We start from the raw sequence: 23,523 nt of genomic DNA, 5'->3' as shown, positions 1-23,523 counted from the left end.
GCAGTCGGCCATCGGACGCAGGCGCCCTCCGGGCTTTCAGGGAATGGGCGTGGGCTCGGACTGCGCGGCCTCGAAGCGCGTGGCCACCAGGCCCGCCTCCAGCGGCTTCTCCTCGGGCAGCGCCGTGGGCGGCAGCGTCCCCTGGGCCTCGGCGCCGCGGTACTCGGGCGTCTGGCGCAGCGCCTCGCTGGTGACGTGGAGCAGCGTGTCACGCACGGGCTCGAACAGCAGGGCGGTAAGGTACCAGGCGGGGGCGTAATCCAGCCGGATGAGGCCGTGCACGCTCCACTTGTGCGGCGCGTAGTCCCACGGGCAGCGGCCGAGCAGGCGCTTCAGCAGCCAGCCCGTGCCGTACTCCGCCCCGAAGATGAGGCCCGTGTAGGCCAGCGCCCGCAGCGGCCGGGGCAGGGGCTTGAGCCGGGCGGAGACCTCCTCCAGCGCCAGGGCGGTGCCTCCATAGATGGGGTGCATCCACAGGTAGGTGCGGGCGGTGGCGTTGCGGTCCTTCTTCAGCGCGGCGCCCGCGCCGGTGAACATCACCTCCAGCACCCAGCCCACACACCCATAGACGAGGAATCTTGAAAGCACCTCGCAAAGGTAAGGCTGCCCCGCAGAAGGGGCACTCCCGCCCATGAGTCCAGTGGCGGCTGCCTGCCGCGGCTGTGCCATGGCGGACGAAGGGCCTGTCCCAGGTGCGGGAGGGCGGCCCGGGCTCAGCTCCGGGGCCCCGCCGGTGTGGGCGGCGCTGGGGGCGCGCGGGGCAGGCGCCTGCCCAGGCCCACCCGCCCACACCCCGGGCCCGCCCGAGGGGGGCGGGCCGGGGCGCTGCGTCAGTCCAAGCTGCCGGCCGACCCGCGCCGCGCGCACGTCGACCCGATGCGGCCCAGCCGGCTGTCCTCGCGTCAGCCCGGGATGCCAGCCGACCAGCGCTGCGTGAGGTACAGCTCGGCGAGCTGGGCCGCGCTGAGGTCCTTCTCCTCGCCCACGTAGGTCCGCTCGGTGGAGAGGCCCACCTCGCCGCCGCCCACGCCCGCGTGGACGCCCACGCCCAGGTCACCGGTGACCTTGTGCTTGTCCTGGACGGTGGCCTTGATGTCGACCTTGCCCTCGAGCTGCTCCAGCGCCTGGCCCACGTCGCCCCGGGCGATGCTGCCGAAGGCGCCGCTGGTGGCGATGTCGTTGATGTTGCCGCTGATCTCCGCCTTCACCTCGCGGCCCGTCGCGCCGCCCAGGCCCAGCGCGGAGGCGTTGGCCTGGCGCGAGTCGGTCAGCGTCAGCTTGGCCTCGTGGGTGTCACGCACGCTGGCGCCAAGCTCACGGGCGGTGCCCTTCGGGTCCCGGAGGAAGTCACCCGGGCTGAAGCCCTCGGGCAGCTCCACGCTCTGCTCCAGCTCCACCCCGAGCGAGCCGGCCACGCCCGCGGACGCGTTGGTGGGCAGGGACACATCCCCACCGGGGATGCCCACGCCGGCGGACGCGCTGGCGTTGCCGTTGATTTCGAGGCTCTGCTTGAGGGTCAGCTTCTGGGGCTTGCCGTCCTCCATCTCGATGCGGGCCGTGGTGCTCTGGTTCACCCCGGCACCCGCGCCGGCGCCCGCGCTGAGGACCTCCGGCAGGCCCTTCAGGCCCAGCTCGGCGTTGATGCTGGCCTCGGCGCCCAGCTTGACCTCCACGGCGCTCATGTTGTCCTTCAGTCCCGCCAGGTCCGACAGCGGGTCCCCGAGGACCTGATTCACGCCAGCGCCCAGCACGGGGTTGCTGGCGGTCGCACCCGCGGTGGCGGTGGAGGCCGCGATGATGCGGGTGGCGCGCTGGGCCTCCTCGGCGGTGTCGAACTTGAACTCCACCGTGGCCCCGGCGGTGCCGAACGCCTCGGCGCCCACGTCCGCCGCGCCCTTGGCGCCCAGCTTGGCGGCGACGCCCGCGCCCACCTCGCCGGTGACGGACACCGTGTACCCGCCGCCCTCCTCCGCACTGCGGCTGACGCCCAGGGTGCCCTTCACCTTGCCGGCCAGCGTGGCGCCGTTGGCCTCGGCGTAGAGGCTGATGGAGGTGCTCTCACCCGGCTTGAGCTGCTCCACCTGCCGGTTCAGGTTGACGGCATCGCCAATGGCCCGGGCCGTGTCCACCGGGTCGCGCACCACGTCGGCCGCGCCCTGGAGCGCCCCGCCGATGATGTCGTTGCCAATGCCCTGCAGGGGCGTGGGCCCGGGCATGTCCTGGATGGCGCGGCCCGCCAGGTCCAGGCCGTCCGCGGCGATGTCGGTGGCCTGGTCGAGCACCGGACCCGCCCGGCTCACCGTCTCCTGGACGACATCGCCCAGGCCATTCACCGTGGCGGTGGCCGCGGCGCCGGTCGCGTTCAGCGTGCGCTGGGTCGCCGTGCGGCCGGCCTCGAACACGTCACCGGCGGCGTTGCGCGCGTCGCCCGCCGCGTCGGCCACGCCGCCCACGACGTTCCGGGTGGTGTTGGCCACGCCGCTGGCCACGTTCTGCGTGGTGTCGGCCACGCCGCCCACGACGTTCCGGGTGGCATTGGCCACCCCGCCGACGGCCTCACCGGCCTTGTCCTTGGCGCCCTCGAAGACGTCCCGCGCCCGCTCCGCCGCCGCGGAGGAGACCTTCTCCTTCGCCTCCTGCGCCTTGGCCGCCGCTTGCTGCGCGGCCTCGGCGGCCTTGCGCGCCGCTTCCTCCGCTGCCCGCTTCGCCGCCTCCGCTGCCCGCTTCGCCGCCGCCTCCGCCGCCCGCTTCGCGGCATCCGCCGCGCCACCAATCAATCGACCGATTCCCATGGGGGTTCCTTCTCCAGACGGGCACGGCCCTTCCTGCTTCGCGGGGGCGGGCAGGACGCGGTGCGTGCCAGCTACAGGGGTGTGGTGCCGGACGGAACCTCGCGGTGAGCCATCCAGAGCCCTCGGCCGCGTCTGTCGCGAAAGCAGGCACGGAGACCTCCTGCTCCTTAAAAAGAGCGGGTAGGGTGAGGGCTGCGAGGATTCTCAGGAAATGAGGCGGAAGAGTTTCGTCGGCGCGGGAGAAATCAGGCCGCCAGGCCCGGGTCTGGCGTTTTCCCAACGCGGGGGACCGCTTTACTGGGGTGCACCCGCGTAATACAGGAGAAGCGGATGCGCTCCGCCTGCCCGACATCATCGCAATCCGTCCCCGGGCGACGCGCGCACGGGCTGCTCCTGGTCCTGGCCCTGGGCACGGCGCTTGCGTCCGTGTCGTGGAGCAGCGCCCTGGGCCTGGCGGACGCCTCCGAGGTGTCCGTGGTCGTCCGCTCCGGAGAGGGGAGTGGCGCGCGGGTGGACCGCGGTGGCGTGGCCTTCGCGGGCAAGCGTCCCCGGCAGTGGCGCTGCGGGCGCCTGGCCGGCGTTGGCGCCGGCACCTGGGCCCTGGTGATGAACGCCGGGGGTGTGGGGGTGACGAAGCCCTCGCTGGTCCGTGGCCGTGAGGCTTGCCACCTGGGGCTCCACGAGGCGCACCGCCAGGCTCGAGAACGGCAGCAGGCCGTTGCCACCGCCACCGTCCGGCAGCTGCGCTCCGCGGCCCGGGCAGTGTCCGGAGGCGACGCCGGTGACCGCCCGAAGCTCGTCACCCAGTCGTTGCGCGGTCCCCCCGCGCGCGCCTGAAGACGGTGCTCCGATTCGGCCCGGCGGGTGACGCGCCTGCTCCCACCGTTTCGTTCCGCACGATGCGTGGCCCGGCCTCTGTCGCCGGGCCGGTCTGAACCTCAATCTTCTGCTGGGTTTTTCGAGGTGTACCGATGCATGGAGCCCACGAGGTCCTCCAAGCCATTGCCGTCGTCCTGTGCGTCGCGGCCGTGACGACGGTCCTCTTTCAGAAGCTTCGCCAGCCCGTGGTGCTGGGCTACATCCTGGCCGGCCTCGTCGTCGGCCCGTACCTGCCGATTCCGCTCGTCGCCAACCCGGAGGTGGTGACGACGCTCTCCGAGCTGGGCGTCATCCTGCTGATGTTCTCGCTGGGGCTGGAGTTCAGCATCCGCAAGCTGTTCGCCGTGGGGCCCACGGCGGGCGTCACCGCCGTCATCCAGTGCAGCATCATGATCTGGCTGGGCTTCGTGGTGGGGCGCGCCTTCGGGTGGACCACGCTGGAGAGCCTCTTCACCGGCGCGCTCATCGCCGTGTCCAGCACCACCATCATCGCCAAGGCCTTCGACGAGCAGAACATCCGCGGCCGGCTGCGGGAGCTGGTGGTGGGGGTGCTCATCGTCGAGGACCTCATCGCCGTCCTCCTGATGGCGACGCTGACGGCCATCTCCTCCGGCACCGGTCTGTCCCTGGGCGAGCTGTCGTTGACGACGGGCCGCCTGGTGGCGTTCCTCGTCGGGCTGGTGGTGGTGGGGCTGTTCACCATCCCCCGCGCGGTGCGCTACGTGGTGAAGCTCAACCGGCCGGAGACGACGCTGGTGGCCAGCGTGGGCATCTGCTTCGCGGTGGCGCTGCTGGCGCAGGCCTTCGGGTACTCGGTGGCGCTGGGCGCCTTCCTGGCGGGCTCGCTGGTGGCGGAGTCCGGCGAGGAGAAGGTGGTGGAGCACCTGGTGCAGCCGGTGAAGGACATCTTCGCGGCCATCTTCTTCGTGTCGGTGGGCATGCTCATCAACCCGGCGCTCATCGCGGAGCACTGGGCCGCCATCCTGGTGCTCACGGCCGTGGTCATCGTCGGCAAGCTCTTCAGCGTGACGCTGGGCGCGTTCCTCACGGGGCACAGCACCCGCACCTCCGTGCAGGCGGGCATGAGCCTGGCGCAGATTGGCGAGTTCTCCTTCATCATCGCGGGCCTGGGGCTGTCGCTGAAGGCCACGGGTAACTTCATCTACCCGGTGGCGGTGGCCGTCTCCGCGATTACGACGCTCACCACGCCGCTCCTGATTCGCGTCTCGGGGCCGGTGGCCAGCTACGTGGACCGCAAGCTGCCCAAGCCGCTGCAGACGTTCGTGACGTTGTACGGCACCTGGGTGGAGAAGCTGCGGGACGCGCCCCGGCGCCAGACCTTCGGCGCGGGGGTGCGGCGGCTGGCGCGGCTGCTGCTGCTGGACGCGGTGCTGCTGATTGTCCTGGTGATTGGCACGTCGCTGATGGCGGGCCGGCTGGCCTCCGTCATCGAGGCGCAGCTCGGCATCGACGACCAGCTGTCGCGCTACATCATCATCGGCGTGGCCATGCTGCTCTCCATTCCCTTCCTGGTGGGCGTGGTGCAGGTGGCGCGCCGGCTGGGGGAAGAGCTGGCGGAGGCGGCGCTGCCGGCGAGGAAGGATGGACGGGTGGACCTGGCGGCGGCGCCCCGGCGGGTGCTGCTGGTGACGCTGCAGCTGTGCATCATCCTGCTGGTGAGCGTACCGGTGGTGGCGATTACGCAGCCGTTCCTCCGGGGCGCCATGGGGCCCCTCGTGGTGCTGGCCCTGATTGGCGCGCTGGGCGTGACGTTCTGGCGCGGGGCCACGAACCTGCACGGCCACGTCCGCGCCGGCGCGCAGGTCATCGTGGAGGCCCTGGCGGCGCAGTCGCACTCCAAGGAGCAGGGCGCCGACGAGCACGCGCTGGACCACGTCTCCAAGGTGCTGCCCGGCCTGGGCGAGCCCGTGCCCGTCCGGCTGGAGGCGTCGAGCCCCGCGGCGGGCAAGACGCTGGCGCAGGTGAACCTGCGAGGCCTCACGGGCGCGACGGTGCTGGCCATCCGGCGTGGGGATGAGAGCGTGTCCGTGCCCTCCGCGCAGGAGGTGCTCCAGCCCGGAGACGTGCTGGCGCTGACGGGGACGCACGAGGCGGTGGAGGCGGCGAAGAGCCTGCTGACCGGCGCGCCCCTGCCCGCAGTGGCCCAGGAGCCGACGGGCGCCCAGGTGTAACGGACCTACGGGGGCGGCCTTCGCGCCGCCCCCGGTGGGCTAGCGCTTCACGCTGTACTTGGCGATGGCGTAGAGGGCGCGCACGCCGTCCTTCCAGCCAATCTTCTTGCCCTCTTCGTAGGTGCGCCCGTGGTAGCTGATGGGCACCTCGAAGACGCGCCAGCGGCCGCGGGCCACCTTGGCGGTGATTTCCGGCTCGAAGCCGAAGCGATCCTCCTCCACCTGCACGGAGCGCAGCACCTCGGCGCGGAAGGCCTTGTAGCAGGTCTCCATGTCGGTGAGGTTCAGCCCGCTCGTCATGTTGGAGAGCGTGGTGAGGACGTTGTTCAGCACCGTGTGCCAGTAATAGAGGACGCGCCGGGGCGTGCCGGTGAAGCGGCTGCCGAAGACGACGTCCGCGTCCCCGTCGATGATGGGCTGGATGACCTTGGGGATGTCGTTCGGGTCGTACTCCAGGTCCGCGTCCTGGACGATGACGATGTCGCCGGTGGCCTCGGCGAAGCCGCGCCGCAGCGCCGCGCCCTTGCCCTGGTTCTTCTCCTGGAAGAGGACGCGCACCTCGTTGCGGTTGCGCGGCGTGCCGCCCAGCAGGTCCACCCCCTGCTCCTGGAGCTGGCGGAGGAACTCGCGGCTGCCGTCCTTCGAGCAGTCGTCGATGAGGACGAGCTCCTTGGGGAAGTCGACGGCGATGCAGCGACGCAGCAGCTCCGCGAGGGTGGGAATCTCGTTGTAGACGGGGATGACGAGCGAGACGAGCATGGCGTTTTGCGGCTGTACCGCATTTTGCGTCACGGGGCGACCTTCTGGCACCGAAGGTGCGCGCGGAGTGAGGCGCTGCGTTCAGCGGAGGGCCGCGGCCCGGAGCGCCTCCATGAGCGCGTCCAGGTCCGCGTCGGTGGTGAGCGGGTTGATGAGGGTGACGCGCAGGTAGACGCCCCGGGGCAGCTTCGTCTGGACCAGGTAGAAGTCCCCACGCGTGACGAGCCGCTCGCGCAGCCGTGTCTGGAGGGCGTCCCATTCCTCCGTGGGCACGTGCGCGGGCGTGTGGCGGAAGCAGAGGATGTTGCACTCGGGGGGCACGGCGACCTCGAAGTCACCGGCGGCGGAGAGGCGCTGGGCGAAGCGGCGGGCCTGCTCGTAGGACTCCGTCACCGCGTCGGAGAAGAGCCGCGTGCCCAGCACCGCGAGGCAGGCGTACACCTTGAGGGCCATCATCTCCTTGGTGCACTCCATCGTGCGCAGGCCGATGTCGCTCCAGGGGCGCTCGGTGTCGCCGTGGTAGAGGTAGCTGGCCTCCTGGGAGAAGGCCTCGAAGGAGCGGGCGCCGTCGCGGAAGAGGACGGCCGTCACCAGCGCGGGCATGAGCAGGCCCTTGTGCGCGTCCCAGAGGACGGAGTCCGCGCGGTCGATGCCTCGCACGAGGTGACGGTGGGTGGGGCTGAGGACGGCGGAGGCGCCGTGCGCGCCGTCGACGTGGAACCAGAGGCCGTGGCGCTGGCAGAAGTCGGCCACGGGCTCCAGCGGGTCGAAGGCGCCGGTGGCGGTGGAGCCGGCGCTGGCCACCACGGCGATGACCTTGCGTCCGGCGCGGGTGGCGGATTTGAGCGCGGCGTCGAGGGCCTCGGGGCGCAGGCGGAACTGTTCATCCACGTCGACGGGGGTCACGCCGCCTTCGCCCCAGCCCATGATGCGGGTGGCGCGGGCGAGGCTGTAGTGCGTCGTCTGCGGGGCCAGCACGGTGAGGGGCGGGCCCGCGTGGGCGCCGTCGTTCCACGCGTCGTAGCCGGCCCTGGCCTGCCGCGCGGCGAGCAGGGCGGTGAGGTTGCCCAGCGAGCCGCCGGAGGTGAGGACACCGTCGGTCGTCTCCGGCAGGCCGAGCCGCGCGGCCATCCAGCGCAGGACGTTGCGCTCCATGGCGGTGGAGACGGGGCCCATCTCGTAGACGGCCATGCCGTTGTTGAGCAGGGACGACACGGCGTCGCACAGCGCGGCCAGCGGCACGGGGGCCGTCACCTGGTGGCCCACGTAGCGCGGGTGGTGCAGGTGGTTGGAGCCGGAGAGCACGCGGGCGATGAGGTCGGCGAAGTCGCCTGTGGGCGCTTCGGGAAACGCGGCGGCGAAGCGGTCCACGTTCACCGCGGGGGCGGCCCAGGGCAGCACCGGACCCTGGGCGCGAGTGGTCTGCGCGAGGTAGTCCGCGAGCGTGTCCATCAGCCGGTGGGATTCCCGGCGGAAGGCTTCGGCGTCGTAGACGGCGGCGATTCGCTCTCGGAAATCCGTCATGGCGCGGCGGACCCTAGCCGTGCCGGTGCGAGCGCGGAATGACCCCTTCGTCCGTTACCGGGTGTGCGGAGAACCCTGGGTAAAAGGGGGCAAGTGAGCGGGCAGGGTGGCGTGTGGTGGCGGCGCGCACTTAATCTTGCTCATCGGGCACGCATGCCGTGTGCCCCGCTCACGTGAGGAGGCTGGCCATGGCCGACCCGAAGGTGACGATTACCTACTGTACCGCTTGAGGCTACAGGCCTCGGGCCGCCCGTGCGGCGGCCGCATTGAAGGATGAGCTGGATGTAGAGGCGGAGCTGTTGCCAGGCCCTTCGGGCAGCTACGAGGTCGCCGTGGATGGCAAGGTCGTCATCCGGAAGGCGTCACTCGCATTCCCCACGGACCACGAGGTGGTGGACGCGGTGGCGAAGGTGCTGGGGCGGTAGCGGGCGGGTTGGCTCTGTCGCTTCGTGCGATGCTGGGCGGACGAGGCGCAGGTAGGCCTCACGGCGAGCCTTGTTGTTGAGAGAGGCTCGCCGGCCGCGCGATATGGGGGAGCTTCAATGGCTGCACCGAGCAGGGCTGCGCGAATTCTGGGTGTTGTTGCTCTCCTGATGGCTGCGCGGCCGGTAGCGACGGAGAAGTCTGTCTTTGCGCGGCTGCATCCTGGAACGCCTCACTCCGAGGTCGCGAAGTTCGGGACAAAGGTCTCGCTGGGCACGTATGAGGGCAAGCTGACCTACTGGCTCTCAGGGGAGATGGAGCTCGCGGGCGTCGGTGCAATCGCCGCAGTCCAGCAAGGGAGTTGCGCGGAGGCGCTGGCGAGCGTGCGTCGATACTTGGAACAGGATTTCGGCTCACCCCGGAGCCTGCCCCCGCATCGGCCAGTTCAGTCAAATGGACTGAACAAGCAGTGTCATGATTGGAGGCTCAAGGGGGCGTGGTTGCAGGCCTGCTGCTTGGAGATCCCGAACAAGCAGGGACGGCTCATGTCGAAGCACGTGATGGTCGTCTATCGCATCAACGGGAGGAACACGCCCGTCACGCCCGTCATCGAGGGTCTCCCGCTCGGCATCTTCTGACGTGATGACTCACGAAAAAGCGCCACCCACGGTCGTAGCGCCTGTGGGTGGCGCCTTCTGGGACTGCGGTGGGCTCCGTCTACCGTTTGATGTACGTCAACAGCAGCGAGCCGGACTCGGGTGACAGGAAGCCCGCCGCGCGCAGCGAGTAGAACGTCTCAATCCCGTTGCTGCTCACCGTGAAGAGGCGGCCGTGCGTGGTGCCGTGGCAGGAGATGCAGCCGGGCACCTCGCGCACCATGGCCGGGTGCATCACCCGCGCGAAGTCCGCCGCCACCGTCTGGAACGTCACGCTGGCGGGGACGCTGTCCAGGTCGCACCGGAGCGAGCCGTCCTGCTGGACGGGCGACGGGTTCGGGTTGTGCCGGAGTCCGGCAGGCTGCCGATCATGGGCACGCCCTGCACGTCGAGCGACGCCTGGCCCTAGCAGCCGACGGTGGACAGTGCGGGCACCGCGAGGGCGTGGCACCACGGGCGCGCGGGGGATGTGCTCATGAGCCCTCCATGGGGGAACGAGGGACGCGGCAAGCCGGCCAGAAGGTTGCCCGGAAAATCCAAGAAAAACGGATGTTTCACCGCGGGTTGCAGAGGGAGGCAGGGGAGCGGGCGGACGTCCGGCGCCCGGGGGCGGCTCCCCGAGGCGGTCAGGGGCACCCAGCTTGAGAGCACAGGAGGTGTCACCCATGGCATGGCCGACCATCGCGTCGCCCTACGAGCGGCGCTCCCTCACCAGTGGACTGCGGGTGCGAGACGAGAGCGGTGCGATGCTGGGCTACGTGGCCCTCATCGGTCAGGAGCACTTCTACGCGCGGCGCTGGCCCTTCAGCCGGCGCTGGACGGAGTACCCGCTGTCACGCGTCCGGCACGTCTCCCGCGGCGCGGTGCTGCTGGAGGGACAGATGCCGGGCCGGGTGGTGGCCGCGGACAGGGGCGCACACGCGGAGATTCCCACGCAGACGATGCCGCTGGCCGAGCTGGATGGAACGTCGCACGGGGGCGGCGCGCTGGATGGGGATGCCCCGGTGGCCGAGGAGCCCGTGGCCCACTGAGCCCCTCAAACCAGGTGCGGCGCGGCGCGCGGATTTGTGCTTCAAGGAGCCGCCATGGCGCCTATCGAAGAGCTGTCCCAGAGGGTGTCCGCCGCGTTCGCGGACCGGACGTTGTTGAAGGACGCGGCCCACGTGGCCGCCGTGCGCGAGACGCTGGCGCGCCTGGACGCGGGAGAGCTCCGCGTGGCGGAGAAGGGCGCGGACGGCTGGAAGGTCAACGCCTGGGTGAAGGAGGCCATCCTCCTGTTCTTCGCGGTGTCGGAGATGCAGGTGATGGAGGTGGGCCCCTTCGAGTTCTACGACAAGGTGCCGCTGAAGAAGGGCCTGGAGGCCGCCGGCGTGCGCGTGGTGCCCCCGGGCACGGTGCGCTACGGCGCCTTCGTGGAGAAGGGCGCGGTGGTGATGCCGGGCTACGTCAACATCGGCGCGCGCGTGGGCGCGGGCACCATGGTGGACACGTGGGCCACCGTGGGCAGCTGCGCCCAGGTGGGCAAGCACGTCCACCTGTCCGGGGGCGTGGGGCTCGGCGGTGTGCTGGAGCCGCCTTCCGCCTCGCCCGTCATCATCGAGGACGGCGCCTTCCTGGGCAGCCGCTCCATCGTCGTGGAGGGCGTGGTGGTGGAGGAGGAGGCGGTGCTGGGCGCCAACGTGGTGCTCACCGCGTCCACGCCCATCATCGACGTCACGGGCCCCGAGGAGCGCATCTACAAGGGGCGCGTCCCCGCGCGCAGCGTGGTGATTCCGGGCATGCGTGAGAAGCAGTTCCCGGCCGGCAAGTACATGGTGCCGTGCGCGCTCATCATCGGCCAGCGGACGAAGTCCACGGACCAGAAGACCAGCCTGAATGCCGCGCTCCGCGACTTCGCGGTGGCGGTGTGAGCCGCACATGAAATCCAGCGGGGCACGCACGCCGTAGAGCGCGTGTGAGGGACGGAACGTGAGCATCGCGCACCACCTGGACGACCTGCTGCCCGAGTGGGCCCTGGGCATGCTGGAGGGGCCCGCCCGGGATGCGGTCGAGCAGCACCTGGCCGCCTGTGGCCGGTGCAGGGCGGCGGCGGACCGGCTGGTGTCCACGCATGCGGCGCTGGCGTCCCTGGTGGTGCCGCCGCCCGAGCCGCTGGCGCGGTTGATGGACCAGATGGAAGGCCCCGGACGGCTCGTCCGCTTCGCGGAAGCCGTGGCTGCCTTCTTCGACCTGTCCCGGGAGCAGGCGCTGGCGCTGCTGGCGCGCGTGTGCGACCCGGAGGCGTGGATGCCGGGGCCGGTGGAGGGCTCGGAGCTGATGCCGGTGGAGCCGGGCCCCGCCCGCGCAGGGATGATGGCGGCCATCCTCCGGCTCCACCCGGGCGTGCGCTACCCCCGCCATGCGCACCAGGGCCGCGAATGGAGCCTGGTGCTGGAGGGGGGCTTCCGCGAGGACGACGGACACGAGGTGTGGCCGGGCGAGTCGCTCGACAAGCCCGACGGCAGTGTTCATGGCTTCACGGCGCTGCCCGAAGGTCCGCCCTGCCTCTGTGCGTCCGTCCTCGAGGGGACGACGCGCTTCGAGGAAGCGTTCGCGGAGTCCTGAGGCCCGGCGCTATGGTGGAAGGCGTATGGCTTCCATCGACCTCGCCGCGCGGCTGGCTCGTCTGACGCTCGAGCTGTGCCGCATCTCCAGCCCCATCACCCAGGAAGGACCCATCGCCGACCATGTCGAGCGCTGGGCGCGCCGGCACTTCAAGCCGGAGGAGGTGTTCCGGGTCGGTCACACGCTGCTGCTCGGGCGGTTGGAGGATGCGCGCCCCACGGTGGCCCTCATCGGGCACCTGGACACCGTGCCCCCGCATCCCAGCGACGCGGGCCGCGAGGCGCGCATCGAGGGTGAGCGCGTCTTCGGGCTGGGGGCCTCCGACATGAAGGGCGGCCTGGCGGTGATGATGGCGCTCGCGGAGGACCTGCGCCGCGACACCCTGCCGGTGAATCTGGCCTTCCTCTTCTACGAGCGCGAGGAGGGCGCCTATGCCGAGAGCGGCCTCATCCCGCTGTTCGAGAAGCGGCCGGACCTGGCGAAGGTGCGCTTCGGCATCGCCATGGAGCCCACCGACAGCGTGGTGCAGGTGGGCTGCGTCGGCTCCATGCAGGTCACCGTCCGCTTCACCGGCCGCAGCGCGCACTCCGCGCGGCCCTGGCAGGGGGAGAACGCCATCCACAAGGCGGGCCCGTTCCTCACGGAGTTGCTCGGGCGCCAGCGCGTGGAGGTCAACGTCGCGGGCTTCCCCTTCTACGAGGTCATCAACGCCACGCTCGCCAAGGGCGGCCGCGCGCGCAACGTCATCCCCGAGGCCTTCGAGCTGAACCTCAACTACCGCTTCGCGCCGGGCAAGAGCATCGAGCAGGCGAAGGCGGACGTGCTCGCGCTCGTCGACGGCCGGGCCGAGGTGGAGTTCATCGACGCGTCGCCCAGCGGCCCGGTGGTGGCGGGCAATCCGCTGTACCAGCAGCTGATGGCCCTCACCGGCCTGCCCGCGGCCTCCAAGCAGGCCTGGACGGACGTGGCCCGCTTCGGCGAGTGGGGCGTGGACGCCGTCAACTTCGGGCCCGGCGAGACGGCCCAGGCGCATCAGGCCAACGAGAGCGCGCCCATCGCGCCGCTCGCGGATGCGTACGAGAAGCTCGCCGCCTTCCTCAAGGGCGCGAGCTGACGCGACCCGCGGTGAGGCGCGCGGAGACCCTGCCCTCCAGGGCAGGCGCGCCGCGCGCTCGCACGGGGCATTCGTCCGCTGTCGTTCATCTGCGTGCCTTCACCGCACACGTCCTGGCGTGCATGGGCGTACCCTGTTCATGCATCGCCTGCAGTCTCCCCTTACCGGAGCCGACTGAATGACGAACGAGTCCGTCAATCCGCAGCCGACCGACGATGTCACCCTTACCCCGGCCGAGACGAGCCCCACGCCCAAGCGGCGCCGCGCCACGGCGAAGCGCAAGAGCGCGGGCGGGGCGCGCAAGGGCGCGCGCAAGGCGTCCGTGAAGCGCGCCACCACTCGCAAGACAGCTGCTCGCGGGAAGACGGCGACCCGCAAGTCCGCCACGCGCAAGTCACCTTCCCGCGCCACCGGCCGCGGCGCGCGCAAGGCCACGCCGCGGAAGACGGGCACGGCGGGCAGGACGGCTCGCAAGACGGGCACCCGCGGCACCGCGAAGCGGGGGGCCTCGCGCGGGGCCGCCCGGAAGACGTCCACGCGCCGCACGACGCGCCGCTGAGCCACGCACGGCACCTGCGACGAGGGCCATGGGGGCAACCCACCCCATGGCCCTTGGTGCTTTCCGGAGGCCCTGGGCGCTCAGCTCAGCGCTTCATGCGCAGCAGGAAGACGTCGCCGCGCGAGGTGCTCTGGCGCCCGGTGCCGAAGTCGGTCTGCCGGTCCGTGTGGCCGAAGAGGACAACGTCACCGTCCGGCAGCAGCCCCGCGTAGGGGATGGCTTCCAGGCCATACAGCTCGCCCCGGGGCTGGGGCGGGTCCGACAGGTACATCTGCGTGTGGAGCCAGCCGCCCGCCGCGTCGTAGCGCAGCGCTACCGGCTGCGCCGAGCCCAGGCCGTCCTGCCCCGACACGCCGTTCTCGATGCGGTTGTAGGTGAAGCCCGCGAGCACCATCTCCCCGGAGGGCTCCAGCACGAGTGAGTCCACCTGGAGCCCGTCTCCCAGGCCCTTGGCCCATGTCTCCTCGCCCGCCGCCTTCGCGGAGACGACGAACGCCGTCTCTCGGAAGGCGTGGCCCGGCACCTGCGCGTCTCCCCAGCGGACCGTGCCCAGGAAGGGGCCCGTGGCCACCACCGTGCCCTCGCCGTCCAGCCCCACGTCCCGCACGGTGCCGCTCGCCTGGCCCAGGGCCTTGGTCCAGGTCAGCCCGCCCTGCTGGTAGAAGGCGATGAACGGGCTGCCCTCCTGCGCGGCGCTCGCCTGCTGGCTGCCGAAGCGAACGGCGCCCTCGTAGCGGCCTCCCACCGCCATGCGTCCGGCATCATCCAGGGCCATCGTGGTGAGCTCCACGCGTCCGCCGCCCTGGGGCTCGCCCACGCGCAGGACGGCCTCGGCCATGCCCTCGCGCGAGTACGTCACCACCATCGCGCCCGAGCCCGTCTCCCCATTGCCGAAGTCCGTGGCCCCGGGGGCGTTGACGGCCACCCACGTCCGCCCCTGCGCGTCCACGGCGAGGTCCGCCACGGTGAGGCCGGCGCCGCCGAGAGGGTTCGCCCAGAGGACGTTGCCGTCCGCGTCCATCCGGACGATGAAGGGGCCATCGCCCAGCTTGTGGGTGACGAAGTCCACGATGCCCTCGGCGGTGCCGGCGAGGACGATGCCTCCCGCAGGGTCCGCCGCGACGCGGCCCTGGACGAACGCGCGCAGCTCCGGCGGCGTCGCCAGGGCCCTCACGTCGAAAGGCTTCTGCCAGCGCGTCTCGCCCGTCGGCGAGCGGCGCGTCAGCACCAGCTTCGCCCGGTCATCCGTGGGCTGAAGGCTGTCCAGGTCATCCATGTCCTGGAGTGACAGGGTGAGGATGTCGCCGCTGGCGTCCACCGCCGCGTCCAGCGCCAGGTCGTCCTGGGGCGTGCCCTCGAACCGCAGCCAGAGCGTGCTGCCCGGGCCTGCGGGCGGCAGCGGTGGCCGCGGCGGAGGCGGTGGCACGGACGGCTGCTCCTCGGGAGGCGTCTCTTCGTCGGGTGCCTCCGAAGGGGGCGCGACACATTCCCCGGTCGGGGTCTCCTCGCACGGCGCTTCCCCTGGGAGGTCGCTCGAGCTCCCTCCACCGCCGCAGCCCATCCACATCCCCGCCCCACTCAACACCGCCGCGCTCACGACGGTCCGGACCCAACGCCACCCTGGATGCATGCAGTCCCCCCGCTCCGCCCAGGGGAGGGTCGGCATGCGCGTTTGTGTCAGCAACACCCACTGGGGCGTCTGCCTGCCTGCCCGCCCGGATGCGCGGCGCCGCTGCCGGGACGTTGGGAAGCAGGGCCTCGCGGGTGGAGCCGACGTTGCCCAGTCATGGATGCGCGGTGCCCTGGTGGGGCACCTGACCGTCACTGGGCCTCAGCGCCAGAAGCCCACGGACAGGCCCACGTTGGTGTAGCGGCGCGCCAGGTCGAAGGAGGCCGTCACCGACCAGTCCTCCCAGTAGCGGAAGACGAACACCTCGAAGCCGCCGGTGACGTGGGGGCGCGCGCGCCGGTTGTCGAAGGGCGACGGCTCCGCGTACGCGCCGGCCCGCAGCCGAATCATCCCGGGCACCGTGTCGTGCTCCACGCCGATGCGCGGCGCGAAGGCGGAGCCCTTGCCCACCGTCTCCTCCTCGGCCGTGGACGCGAAGGTGCGCGCGGGCACCGCGTTGTCCACGCTGGAGATGAGGTCCACCTGGGCGCTGATGAGCCAGCGCCCGGCCGGGGCGTCCAGGGGCTCCTCGGGGGGCACCGGCAGCGCATCGCCTTCCACCAGGAGGTGCCGCCGCGCCGCGGGGGACAGCCGGTTGTAGCGCTCGGCGCCTTCGCCGAAGCGCCAGCTCGCGCCCACCGACAGCACGGCGGGCGATACCACCGCGCCGAAGAGCGTGCGTCCCGCCAGCTCCGGCACCTGGTCCGCCTCCCGCCGCCAGTCCGCCACCACCTCGGGCCGCACCGTCACGCCCAGGCGCCACGGGCGCCCATGGGGCCGGTACAGGATGTCCACCGCCACGCCCGTGTCGCCGTAGCGCAGGTCCGTACCGCCGGAGTCCAGCCGGAAGGAGGCCTGCGCCGCGTACAGCCCCAGCGCGAGGATGAAGTCGTCCTGGCCGAAGGACATGGCGCCCGCCAGCACCGACTGCGTCAGGGACACGCGGATGCGCTCGCTGGGGCCGGCGCACGCGGCGGTGGCGCAGTAGGACACCACGCTGTTGCGCATGGCGAAGCCGATGCCGAAGCGCTTGTACTGGAGCAGCAGGCCGCCCAGGAGTTGTCGGCTGTCCTGGGACTCGTCGGGCCGCCCGTCGTTGTCCACGTCGCGCTTGCGCGTGCCGGTGAAGGGCAAATCCAACCAGGACAGGGTGACGCCCAAATCCCAGTCCTTCTCCAGCGCGGGGCCCCGGTGCGCCAGCGACGCGAGGTTGCTGGGCAGGCCCGCGGCGCCCTCGGCGATGCCCACGTATGCGCCACCCAGCGCCACCATGCGCGCCGAGCCCAGCAGCGAGCCGGGGTTGAAATACAGACGCTCCGGGCGCGGCTCCAGCGGCGGTGTCTCCTGGGCCCACGCCACTGGCGCCGTGCCCAGCACCCACGCGCAACCGAGCGCCCACCACCCCCCGCCTCCGCGTCCGACGAGACGCGCCACCCAGCCGGACGTGCTCACTGCGCGCGCGCGACCTCCGAGAAGAGGCGGTCCGCCTCGGCGGCCAGGGCCGTGTCGCGGTCGGTGAGGCCCCCGGCGTCGTGCGTGACGAGCGCCAGCGTCACCTTCCGCCAGCGGATGTCGATGTCCGGGTGGTGGTCCGCCTTCTCCGCGGCCTGCGCCACCTTCTCCACGAAGGCGATGCCCGCCAGGAAGCTGGGGGCCTCGTAGGTGCGGCGAATCATCCCGCCCTCGTGCTTCCACTCGGTGTGCTGCGAGAGGAAGGACTGGAGCGCCTCGGGTGCGAGCAGCGTGGGTTTGGAAGCCATGGCCGCCTTTCTACCCGCTCCCGCGCCCGAGGGAAGACACGCGCTGTCCTTCGTCAAGGCGTGGACGGCCGCCCGTACACTTTCACGCCATAAAGTACGTTTCGGTGTTCCAGCCAGAAGTGGCGCCCGCTGACGAAGGGCGGCTTGTGCCCCGGGGGGGACGGCAGCAGCTCCAGGACGACGGTGCCCGTCTCCGCGCGCCAGCGGGGCACGGCATAGGGGCCCGAGTTGCTCGTGGCGGATGAAACCACGGGGAGTCCAAAGCCCATGGTCCGCAGGCGACTGGCGGCCTGCACCTGGAAGGAGGGGCCCATCTCCAGGACGCCTTCCAGGACCAGGCTGCCGCTCGCCGCCGAGTACCGGAGCAGCGTCGTGCCCTCCGTGATGGGGACGGCGCGCGCCCACAGCACGCCCTCCTCGTGGCCCACGGGGATGCCCGGGACGCTGTGACAGGGCTCGTCCGGGACGGGCTGGGGCGCGCCCGTGGCGTCGAGTTGGTAGGGGCAGGCCTCGATGACCAGCCCGGCGGAAGGCGGACCTTCGGCGATGCGCACCACCAGCAGCCGCTCGCCCGCGCGAATCAGCAGCGAGGGCAGGTCATCACTGAACGTGGCCAGCCGCGCGGGAGGAACGGGGGCCGCGCCCATGGCGCGCAGCCCTTCTGCCTCCGAATAGGCATAGCGGTGCAGGTTCGCGTCATCCAGCAGCAGCAGCTCGCTCGCGGTGGCGAGCCGCGCATGGGGCGGCGCCCCGGCGGGGAAGGGCGCCGTGGCGGAGGTGGCCAGCGGGCCGCTGCCGGTGTCGACGTAGCGGCGCACCTCCGCGGCTTCCGTCACCCACACCACGTCGTCCGCCACGACGGCGGGAGAGAAGTAGTCGCCCAGGGGCTGGGGCTCCTGGTCCGGCGTGCGCAGCGCCCGGCTGCCGCACAGCCACGTTCCGGATGACGTCCGGTCCACGGAGAGGCACTCCACCACCGTGGAGAGCTCCGCCTGGAGGGGCTCGGCGCTGTGGTCCTCCACCACGTAGAGCGAGCTCTGGCGGACGCTGCCCACCGGAGAGAAGGAGACGACGAGGTGGTAGCGCCCCGTCTGCTCCGGCGTGAAGCGCACGATGGCGTCATAGCCATGTGGCCGCAGCTCCGCGGTGGCGGGGACCACGCGGTTCTGCGGGTCCCTCACCTCCACGGTGACGGACTGCGCCCGGTCCTCCCGCGAGTAGGCGCACTCGTTGAGCACGGCGTCGACGGTGAGCTCCAGGGGCTGACCCACGCCGACCATCGTGCTGTCGAAGAGCGGAGCTGGCGGGTGGGTTTCACAGGGGCTCATGGGGCACCCCGTGCCCGTGCCCAGCGCCAGCAGCGCCGACAGCAGCCGGAGGGCGTGGGCCGCCCGCATCACGCGCGCTCCACGGCCCGCCGCCACTTGGCCAGGTGTCGCTCGCGGGCGTCCGCCTTCATCTTCGGCTTGAACGTCTTGTCCGCCTTCCACGCGCGGCGGATGGCGTCCGGGCTGTCCCAGATGCCCACGCCCAGGCCGCCGAGGAAGGCCGCGCCCAGGCTCGTCGTCTCCAGGTTGCGCGGGCGCACCAGCGGCACGCCCAGCACGTCCGCCTGGAACTGCATGAGGAGGTTGTTGGCCGCCGCGCCGCCGTCCGCCTTGAACACGGGGATGTCCCGCCCGCTGTCGCGGCGCATGGCCTCCGCCAGGTCGTGAATCTGCAGCGCGATGCCCTCCAGCAGCGCGCGCGCCATGTGGGCCACGGTGGTGGAGCGGTCGATGCCGGCGAAGAGGCCGCGCGCCTCCGGACGCCAGTGCGGTGCGCCCAGGCCCGCCAGGGCCGGCACGAAGACGACGTCCCCGGAGTCCTTCACGGTGGCGGCCAGCGCCTCGATGTCCGGCGCGCGCTTGATGGCCTTGAGCCCGTCGCGCATCCACTGCACCGCGGCGCCGGCGATGAAGCTGCTGCCCTCCAGCGCGTAGGTGGTGGTGCCGGTGCCGCCCAGCCGCCACGCCACGGTGGTGAGCAGGCCCGCCGACGAGCGCACCGGCTCCGAGCCGGTGTTCATCAGCAGGAAGGCGCCGGTGCCGTAGGTGCACTTGGACTCGCCGGGCTCGAAGCAGGCCTGGCCGAAGAGGGCCGCCTGCTGGTCTCCCGCCATGCCCGCCACGGGGATGCCGTCTGGCAGGCTGCGCATGCCGCGCGTGGTGCCGTACACCTCCGCGGAGCCGCGAATCTGCGGCAGGCACGCGGCCGGCACGGACAGCAGCGCGCGCATCTCGTCGCTCCACTGCAGCGTCGTCAAATCCATCAGCAGCGTGCGGCTGGCGTTGGACACGTCGGTGACGTGCACCTCGCCGCCGGTGAGCTTGTAGACGAGCCAGGTGTCGATGGTGCCGAAGCACACGTCGCCCTTCTCCGCCTTCGCCCGCGCGCCCTTCAGGTGGTCGAACAGCCACGTGAGCTTGGTGCCGGAGAAGTACGGGTCCACCACCAGGCCCGTCACCTCGCGCACGCGCGGCTCCACGCCCTCTTCCTTGAGCCGGCGGCACTGCTCGGCGGTGCGGCGGTCCTGCCAGACGATGGCGTGGCCCAGCGGCTCGCCGCTGTCGCGCATCCACAGGCCCGTCGTCTCACGCTGGTTGGTGATGCCAATGGCCGCGATGTCCTTGCCGCGCAGGCCGGCATCCTTCAGGGCCCGGGCGATGCACCACTCGCTGCTGGCCCAGATTTCCTCCAGGTCGTGCTCCACCCAGGACGGCTTGGGGAAGTACTGGGTGAACTCCTTGTAGGAGCGGCCCACCACCTGCAGCTTCGTGTCGAGGATGGAAACGTGCGTTCCAGTGGTGCCCTGGTCCAGGGCCAGGACGTACTTCGCCTTCGGCATGGGGTGTGCCCTCCCTATGGTGGATGCCAGCGGAGAGGGAACCTACCCCAGGCGAGGGGCCGGGCAGGCGAGCTTCCTGCCCGGCTCCGCCGCTAGTACCCGTAGCGCCGGTTGCCGAGCACCTTGCGGAGGCCCAGGGCGGCCAGTCCGCCCAGGGCCATGCGGGCCAGCGGGTTGGTGCCGGCCCGACCGCGGCCATAGCCACGGCCATGGCCGCCCAGGCTGCGGCCGCTGTAGCGACCGCGGCCCCGGTTCCATCCACCGAAGCCCGACACGCGACGATTGCCGAAGAGGTTGTCCAGTAGCGACATGGTGGCTCCTTGCGTTGAAGGCCCCCGCCAGGGCAGGGACGCCCCGCGGGTGCGGAGTGCCTTCAAGTTGACGCTTTCATCCGCGACGGACAGCCCTTGCCGGAGAAAGTGCCTCCCGCGCCCCCTGGCAGGCATGGGAGGCAGTCAGGCGGTCTGGCTACTTGCCGCTGTAGATGCCAATGGCTCCGGGCAGGACGATGTTGCCCGCCGCGTCCCGATGGGCGCTGAAGGCCACCAGCACCTTGCGCGTCTCGCCGCTGCCCACCGCCTGGATGTCCCAGACGGGGAGGGCCCCCCACCGTCCGAGCATGGGCTTGTAGCTGACGAACTGCCCCTCCTGGTGCATGCGCATCAGCCCCTGTCCCCAGCGGTGCCCAATCCAGAGGCTGCCATCGAGCGGGTCCCGCTCCAGGGACGAGACGAAGCGCTCGGTCTCACCCTCGAGCAGATGTCCCATCACCTGGCCCGCGTCGTTCAGCTTCGCCAGGCCCCACGCGAAGCTGGACACCCAGACGGTGCCGTCCGGCATCAGCACCAGGTCGCTCACCAGGTCGTCCTTGCGCTGCGCGTGGCTGGGGAACTGGGGTTCGGCCACCGCGTCCGGCCAGAGGTCGATGCGGTTGGCGACGTGTTTCTTCTCCTCGCTCTGCTTGCGCGCCGCCTCGAAGTTCCACGGGGCGCCGGTGCCTTCGTGGCCCACGGCGTTGGTCATGATCTTGAACCGCGTGGTCCGGATGTGCGTGCCCATCCACACGTCGCCGTCCGGCCGCACCGCCACGCCCCAGACGTCTCCGGCGAGCCGGCTGTCCTCGCTGGTGGAGCTGTCGCTCATCGCGATGGCTGGGTGGATGTGCTCCATGACGCCGAACTTGCAGCGCTGGCGCTTCTCACCTCCGGAGTGGACCCATTCGTTGGCGGCGTTCACCTCCGCGTTGGTGCAGGCCTCGCCGCCCTGGTAGTCGGGCTCGCCCCAGGCGAGGCCGTGGTTGGACGCGAACCACAGGCTGTTGCGCGCCTTGTCCCAGACGATGCGGTTCACCGTGCAGAGCTTCTCGCGGTGGCCATAGCCGGGCACCGAGTGCGCGGGCGAGTGGATGTCGTAGTGCACCACGCGGAGCGTCCCGTCCGCCTGGAGCTCCACGCGGTCCGCGTCGCCGCTCTTGTAGATGGCGGGGTCCTCGAACACGCCGGGGGCCTTGTAGAACTCGCTCTCGCAGTTGGGCCGGCCCTCGTAGCCGACGAACACGGTGCCCGCCGGGCCGCCCGTCACCGAGAGGACCTTGAGGTAGCGCGCCTCGGGCGCAGGGTCCTTGCCCTTCCACGGGGCCCAGGGCTTCAGGCCGTCCGCCATGGTGTAGCAGCGCAGCCTGGCGGCGCCCGGAGTCAACAGGCACAGGCCGTCCTCGCCGCCGGCGACCCAGATGTTGCCGCCCTCGTCCTGGGTGACGCCCAGCACCTCGCGCGGGCCGCCCTCGTCCGGGCCCAGGATTCGCCAGGTCGCGTCGGGAGGCGCCGGGACGCCGCCGTCCTCGCCTGCGTCCGGGGTACCACCGTCGGAGTCCTCCCCGCCAATGGGCGGTGGGTCTCCCTCGTCGGGTGGTGGGTCATCAGGGGCTACGGGCGGAGGCTGCTCGTTGCCATCGCCAATGCCGTCATCCGGGGGGCGGGGCTGTTGGAGCTGTTCGTCGCCGTGACAGCTCATCAACACCGCCAGCCCGAGCACTCCTGCCCACCACCTGCCTCGTCCGAGTCCGCTCATGCCCCAGGTCTCCTCCGATGTCTGTCTTTGGACGCGTCGCTTCACGCCCTGACTCCAGAGGCAAGCAGGGTGCCAGGGATTGGCAGGTGAGCCCCGGGACCGGGGCAGGCGCGTGGGGAACGCCGCGGGGCGGGAGCGGCGTCGCGCTACCCTGATGGAGAACGCGGACGCCTCAGGCCCGAGGACGTGCCGCGTGTTCGCGGGAGACAGCCGTCACCCCGCGCGCCCACCGGAGCAGCGTGGGCGCGCCGGTCTCCAAGGGGTGTGTCACGCAACCGGAGCGGAGGCGCTCGCGCCGCCACGCCCCAGCCGTCTGGTGCGTCCTGCTGTCTGGCGTTGGCGAGAGGGATGCCCTGGAGGCGCAATCGCCAGACGCGGAGGACCGCGCTGCCTGCTACGGGCGCTCTTGGGTGGCCGCCACGTCGGGCGCTCCACGCGCCTGGGCCTCGCGCCGCCGTGGCCCCTGCGCGTCCGCATAGCCCGTCAGCTCCACGTAGCCGCGCCCCGTGACGGGACGGCCCTGGCGCGCGCCCTCCAGGCCCACGCTGCCTTCCCAGTAGACGACGGTGACGGGGAGCTCCTGGTCGGCCAGGCGCGGTGTCACCGTGAGGTCCAGCCCCAGCTTCTCCACCTGCATGCGCCAGCGCGACGGGTACTCACCGCCGCTGCGCGGGCTCTTCCACGAGTCCAGCACCGTGAGCCGCATGTCGTCGCGGTTCAGGTGTACCGGCTCACCGCCGCCCTCGGGCGGTACCCACAGGCCCGAGCTGAACGCGTCCGGCGTGCCGTCGCGATGACGCAGCTGGTAGTACATCAGCTCGCTGCCGTCGGAGAGCTGGAGCGAGAACCAGTCCCAGCCCACCTGGTCCGCGCCGAGCGCGCTGGTGCTCCACTCGCGGTCCATCCAGCTCTCGCCCTTCACCGTGTACGTCCGGCCATCCACCTCCACCGTGCCGCGCGAGGGCATGCGCGTCATCGAGTAGTAGTAGGACGCGTTGCCGCGCTCCGCGCTCTTCTGGCTCAGGCCGCGGTCACCGTGGAGCACCGGCGACTTGCCCGGCTCCAGCAGCAGCTCCAGCGCCACTTCGTCCGTGCGCGCGCGCAGCCGCATGGGCCAGGTGGACTCGCCCACGCTGGTTGCCTCCCAGTCCTCCAGCCACACCTTGAAGGGCCGCGCGGTGGCGCCGGACAGCCCCAGCGCCACGCGGCTGAAGCGCTCCGAGGCGTGGAAGGTGCCGCCCTTCACGTCCGTCACCGTGAAGTGGCCCATGTAGACCTGCCGCGCGCCCCAGGCGGAGTCTCGCGGCGCGGCCTCGGGGGCCAGCGCGTTGCGGAACAGGGTGAACTGGTAGCCGAAGGCGTGCCCGTCCTCCGTCTCCAGGTTGCCCGTCCAGTACCACCACTCCGTGCGGAACGCCGGGTGCGGGCCGTGGTCCTCGGGGAACTGGAAGGCCCGGGGCGCCTCCGCGCGTGCGTAGCCCTCCGTGCTGCCGCTCATGGCGCTGGCCACCGTCAGCGTGCCGCCCTGGCGCAGCGCGGGCAGGGGCTGCTCGCGGGTGATGAAGGCCACCGCGGCCGCCAGCCCCACCAGCACCACCGCCGTTCCGATGATGAGTCCCCGGCCGTTGCCCATGT

General features: G+C 71.6%; 21 protein-coding genes. 8 read left to right on the top strand and 13 right to left on the bottom strand.

Going from position 1 to position 23,523, the window contains the following annotated elements; translation table 11 throughout:
* Nucleotides 1–36 precede the first annotated feature (36 nt).
* Nucleotides 37–588: a putative ABC transporter permease gene (locus VZL07_RS10655; protein WP_426755385.1), complete on the bottom strand. Its 552-nt coding sequence runs from the start codon at nt 586–588 to the stop codon at nt 37–39.
* 314 nt (nt 589–902) lie between these two features.
* Nucleotides 903–2,792 (bottom strand): hypothetical protein, encoded by a 1,890-nt coding sequence (locus VZL07_RS10650; RefSeq protein ID WP_426755384.1) that lies wholly within the window; start codon nt 2,790–2,792, stop codon nt 903–905.
* Between the two features lie 330 nt (nt 2,793–3,122).
* On the opposite strand from VZL07_RS10650, the gene VZL07_RS10645 reads away from it, so the two are divergent.
* A complete protein-coding gene (locus VZL07_RS10645; protein ID WP_426755383.1) occupies nt 3,123–3,629 on the top strand; it encodes a hypothetical protein in 507 nt (168 codons plus the stop codon).
* Nucleotides 3,630–3,763: 134 nt separating this feature from the next.
* Nucleotides 3,764–5,863 carry a cation:proton antiporter gene (locus VZL07_RS10640; RefSeq protein WP_426755382.1) on the top strand — a complete coding sequence of 700 codons (2,100 nt, stop codon included), beginning with the start codon at nt 3,764–3,766 and terminating at the stop codon, nt 5,861–5,863.
* 39 nt (nt 5,864–5,902) lie between these two features.
* Here the strand turns inward: VZL07_RS10640 and VZL07_RS10635 are convergent, their stop codons facing one another.
* Entirely contained in the window at nt 5,903–6,622 is a 720-nt protein-coding gene (locus tag VZL07_RS10635; RefSeq protein WP_426755381.1) for a glycosyltransferase family 2 protein, read from the bottom strand.
* 81 nt (nt 6,623–6,703) lie between these two features.
* Complete coding sequence (locus VZL07_RS10630; protein ID WP_426755380.1) at nt 6,704–8,146, bottom strand: pyridoxal phosphate-dependent decarboxylase family protein; 1,443 nt, start codon at nt 8,144–8,146, stop codon at nt 6,704–6,706.
* 188 nt (nt 8,147–8,334) lie between these two features.
* Between VZL07_RS10630 and VZL07_RS10625 the strand changes: the two genes are divergently transcribed.
* Nucleotides 8,335–8,571, top strand: coding sequence for a SelT/SelW/SelH family protein (locus VZL07_RS10625; RefSeq protein WP_225888260.1), 237 nt, complete (start codon nt 8,335–8,337; stop codon nt 8,569–8,571).
* Nucleotides 8,572–9,286: 715 nt separating this feature from the next.
* On the opposite strand, the gene VZL07_RS10620 is transcribed toward VZL07_RS10625, so the two are convergent.
* Nucleotides 9,287–9,499: a hypothetical protein gene (locus tag VZL07_RS10620; protein ID WP_426755379.1), complete on the bottom strand. Its 213-nt coding sequence runs from the start codon at nt 9,497–9,499 to the stop codon at nt 9,287–9,289.
* 391 nt (nt 9,500–9,890) lie between these two features.
* Between VZL07_RS10620 and VZL07_RS10615 the strand changes: the two genes are divergently transcribed.
* The 5 genes from VZL07_RS10615 to VZL07_RS10595 all read left to right on the top strand — a co-directional run bounded on the left by VZL07_RS10615 (nt 9,891) and on the right by VZL07_RS10595 (nt 13,502).
* A complete protein-coding gene (locus VZL07_RS10615) occupies nt 9,891–10,256 on the top strand; it encodes a hypothetical protein (RefSeq protein WP_426755378.1) in 366 nt (121 codons plus the stop codon).
* A gap of 54 nt (nt 10,257–10,310) precedes the next feature.
* Nucleotides 10,311–11,135 (top strand): 2,3,4,5-tetrahydropyridine-2,6-dicarboxylate N-succinyltransferase, encoded by an 825-nt coding sequence (locus VZL07_RS10610; RefSeq protein WP_426755377.1) that lies wholly within the window; start codon nt 10,311–10,313, stop codon nt 11,133–11,135.
* Between the two features lie 58 nt (nt 11,136–11,193).
* Complete coding sequence (locus VZL07_RS10605; protein ID WP_426755376.1) at nt 11,194–11,829, top strand: cupin domain-containing protein; 636 nt, start codon at nt 11,194–11,196, stop codon at nt 11,827–11,829.
* 25 nt (nt 11,830–11,854) lie between these two features.
* The gene (gene dapE, locus VZL07_RS10600) at nt 11,855–12,943 is read left to right on the top strand and encodes a succinyl-diaminopimelate desuccinylase (RefSeq protein ID WP_426755375.1); all 1,089 of its coding nucleotides are present in this window, start codon (nt 11,855–11,857) and stop codon (nt 12,941–12,943) included.
* Nucleotides 12,944–13,121: 178 nt separating this feature from the next.
* The gene (locus VZL07_RS10595; RefSeq protein ID WP_426755374.1) at nt 13,122–13,502 is read left to right on the top strand and encodes a cell envelope biogenesis protein TolA; all 381 of its coding nucleotides are present in this window, start codon (nt 13,122–13,124) and stop codon (nt 13,500–13,502) included.
* 85 nt (nt 13,503–13,587) lie between these two features.
* On the opposite strand, the gene VZL07_RS10590 is transcribed toward VZL07_RS10595, so the two are convergent.
* The 8 genes from VZL07_RS10590 to VZL07_RS10555 form a co-directional block, all read right to left on the bottom strand.
* Nucleotides 13,588–14,928 carry a hypothetical protein gene (locus VZL07_RS10590; protein ID WP_426755373.1) on the bottom strand — a complete coding sequence of 447 codons (1,341 nt, stop codon included), beginning with the start codon at nt 14,926–14,928 and terminating at the stop codon, nt 13,588–13,590.
* 405 nt (nt 14,929–15,333) lie between these two features.
* Nucleotides 15,334–16,623, bottom strand: a complete 1,290-nt coding sequence (locus VZL07_RS10585) for a hypothetical protein (RefSeq protein WP_426755372.1) — start codon at nt 16,621–16,623, stop codon at nt 15,334–15,336.
* Nucleotides 16,620–16,931: a 4a-hydroxytetrahydrobiopterin dehydratase gene (locus VZL07_RS10580; RefSeq protein WP_426755371.1), complete on the bottom strand. Its 312-nt coding sequence runs from the start codon at nt 16,929–16,931 to the stop codon at nt 16,620–16,622. The genes VZL07_RS10585 and VZL07_RS10580 overlap by 4 nt, the downstream gene beginning before the upstream one ends.
* A 53-nt stretch (nt 16,932–16,984) precedes the next feature.
* Nucleotides 16,985–18,328 (bottom strand): hypothetical protein, encoded by a 1,344-nt coding sequence (locus VZL07_RS10575; RefSeq protein WP_426755370.1) that lies wholly within the window; start codon nt 18,326–18,328, stop codon nt 16,985–16,987.
* Nucleotides 18,328–19,818, bottom strand: a complete 1,491-nt coding sequence (gene glpK, locus VZL07_RS10570) for a glycerol kinase GlpK (RefSeq protein WP_426755369.1) — start codon at nt 19,816–19,818, stop codon at nt 18,328–18,330. Before glpK ends, VZL07_RS10575 begins: the two co-directional genes overlap by 1 nt.
* 92 nt (nt 19,819–19,910) lie before the next feature.
* A complete protein-coding gene (locus VZL07_RS10565) occupies nt 19,911–20,129 on the bottom strand; it encodes a hypothetical protein (protein WP_426755368.1) in 219 nt (72 codons plus the stop codon).
* A gap of 157 nt (nt 20,130–20,286) precedes the next feature.
* The gene (locus tag VZL07_RS10560; protein ID WP_426755367.1) at nt 20,287–21,888 is read right to left on the bottom strand and encodes a hypothetical protein; all 1,602 of its coding nucleotides are present in this window, start codon (nt 21,886–21,888) and stop codon (nt 20,287–20,289) included.
* Nucleotides 21,889–22,282: 394 nt separating this feature from the next.
* Nucleotides 22,283–23,521: a lipocalin-like domain-containing protein gene (locus tag VZL07_RS10555; protein ID WP_426755366.1), complete on the bottom strand. Its 1,239-nt coding sequence runs from the start codon at nt 23,519–23,521 to the stop codon at nt 22,283–22,285.
* Nucleotides 23,522–23,523: the final 2 nt, after the last annotated feature.

This window comes from Pseudomyxococcus flavus, from assembly GCF_050038885.1.
GTDB lineage: Bacteria > Myxococcota > Myxococcia > Myxococcales > Myxococcaceae > Myxococcus > Myxococcus flavus.
This window is presented reverse-complemented; position numbering and strand designations above follow the sequence as displayed.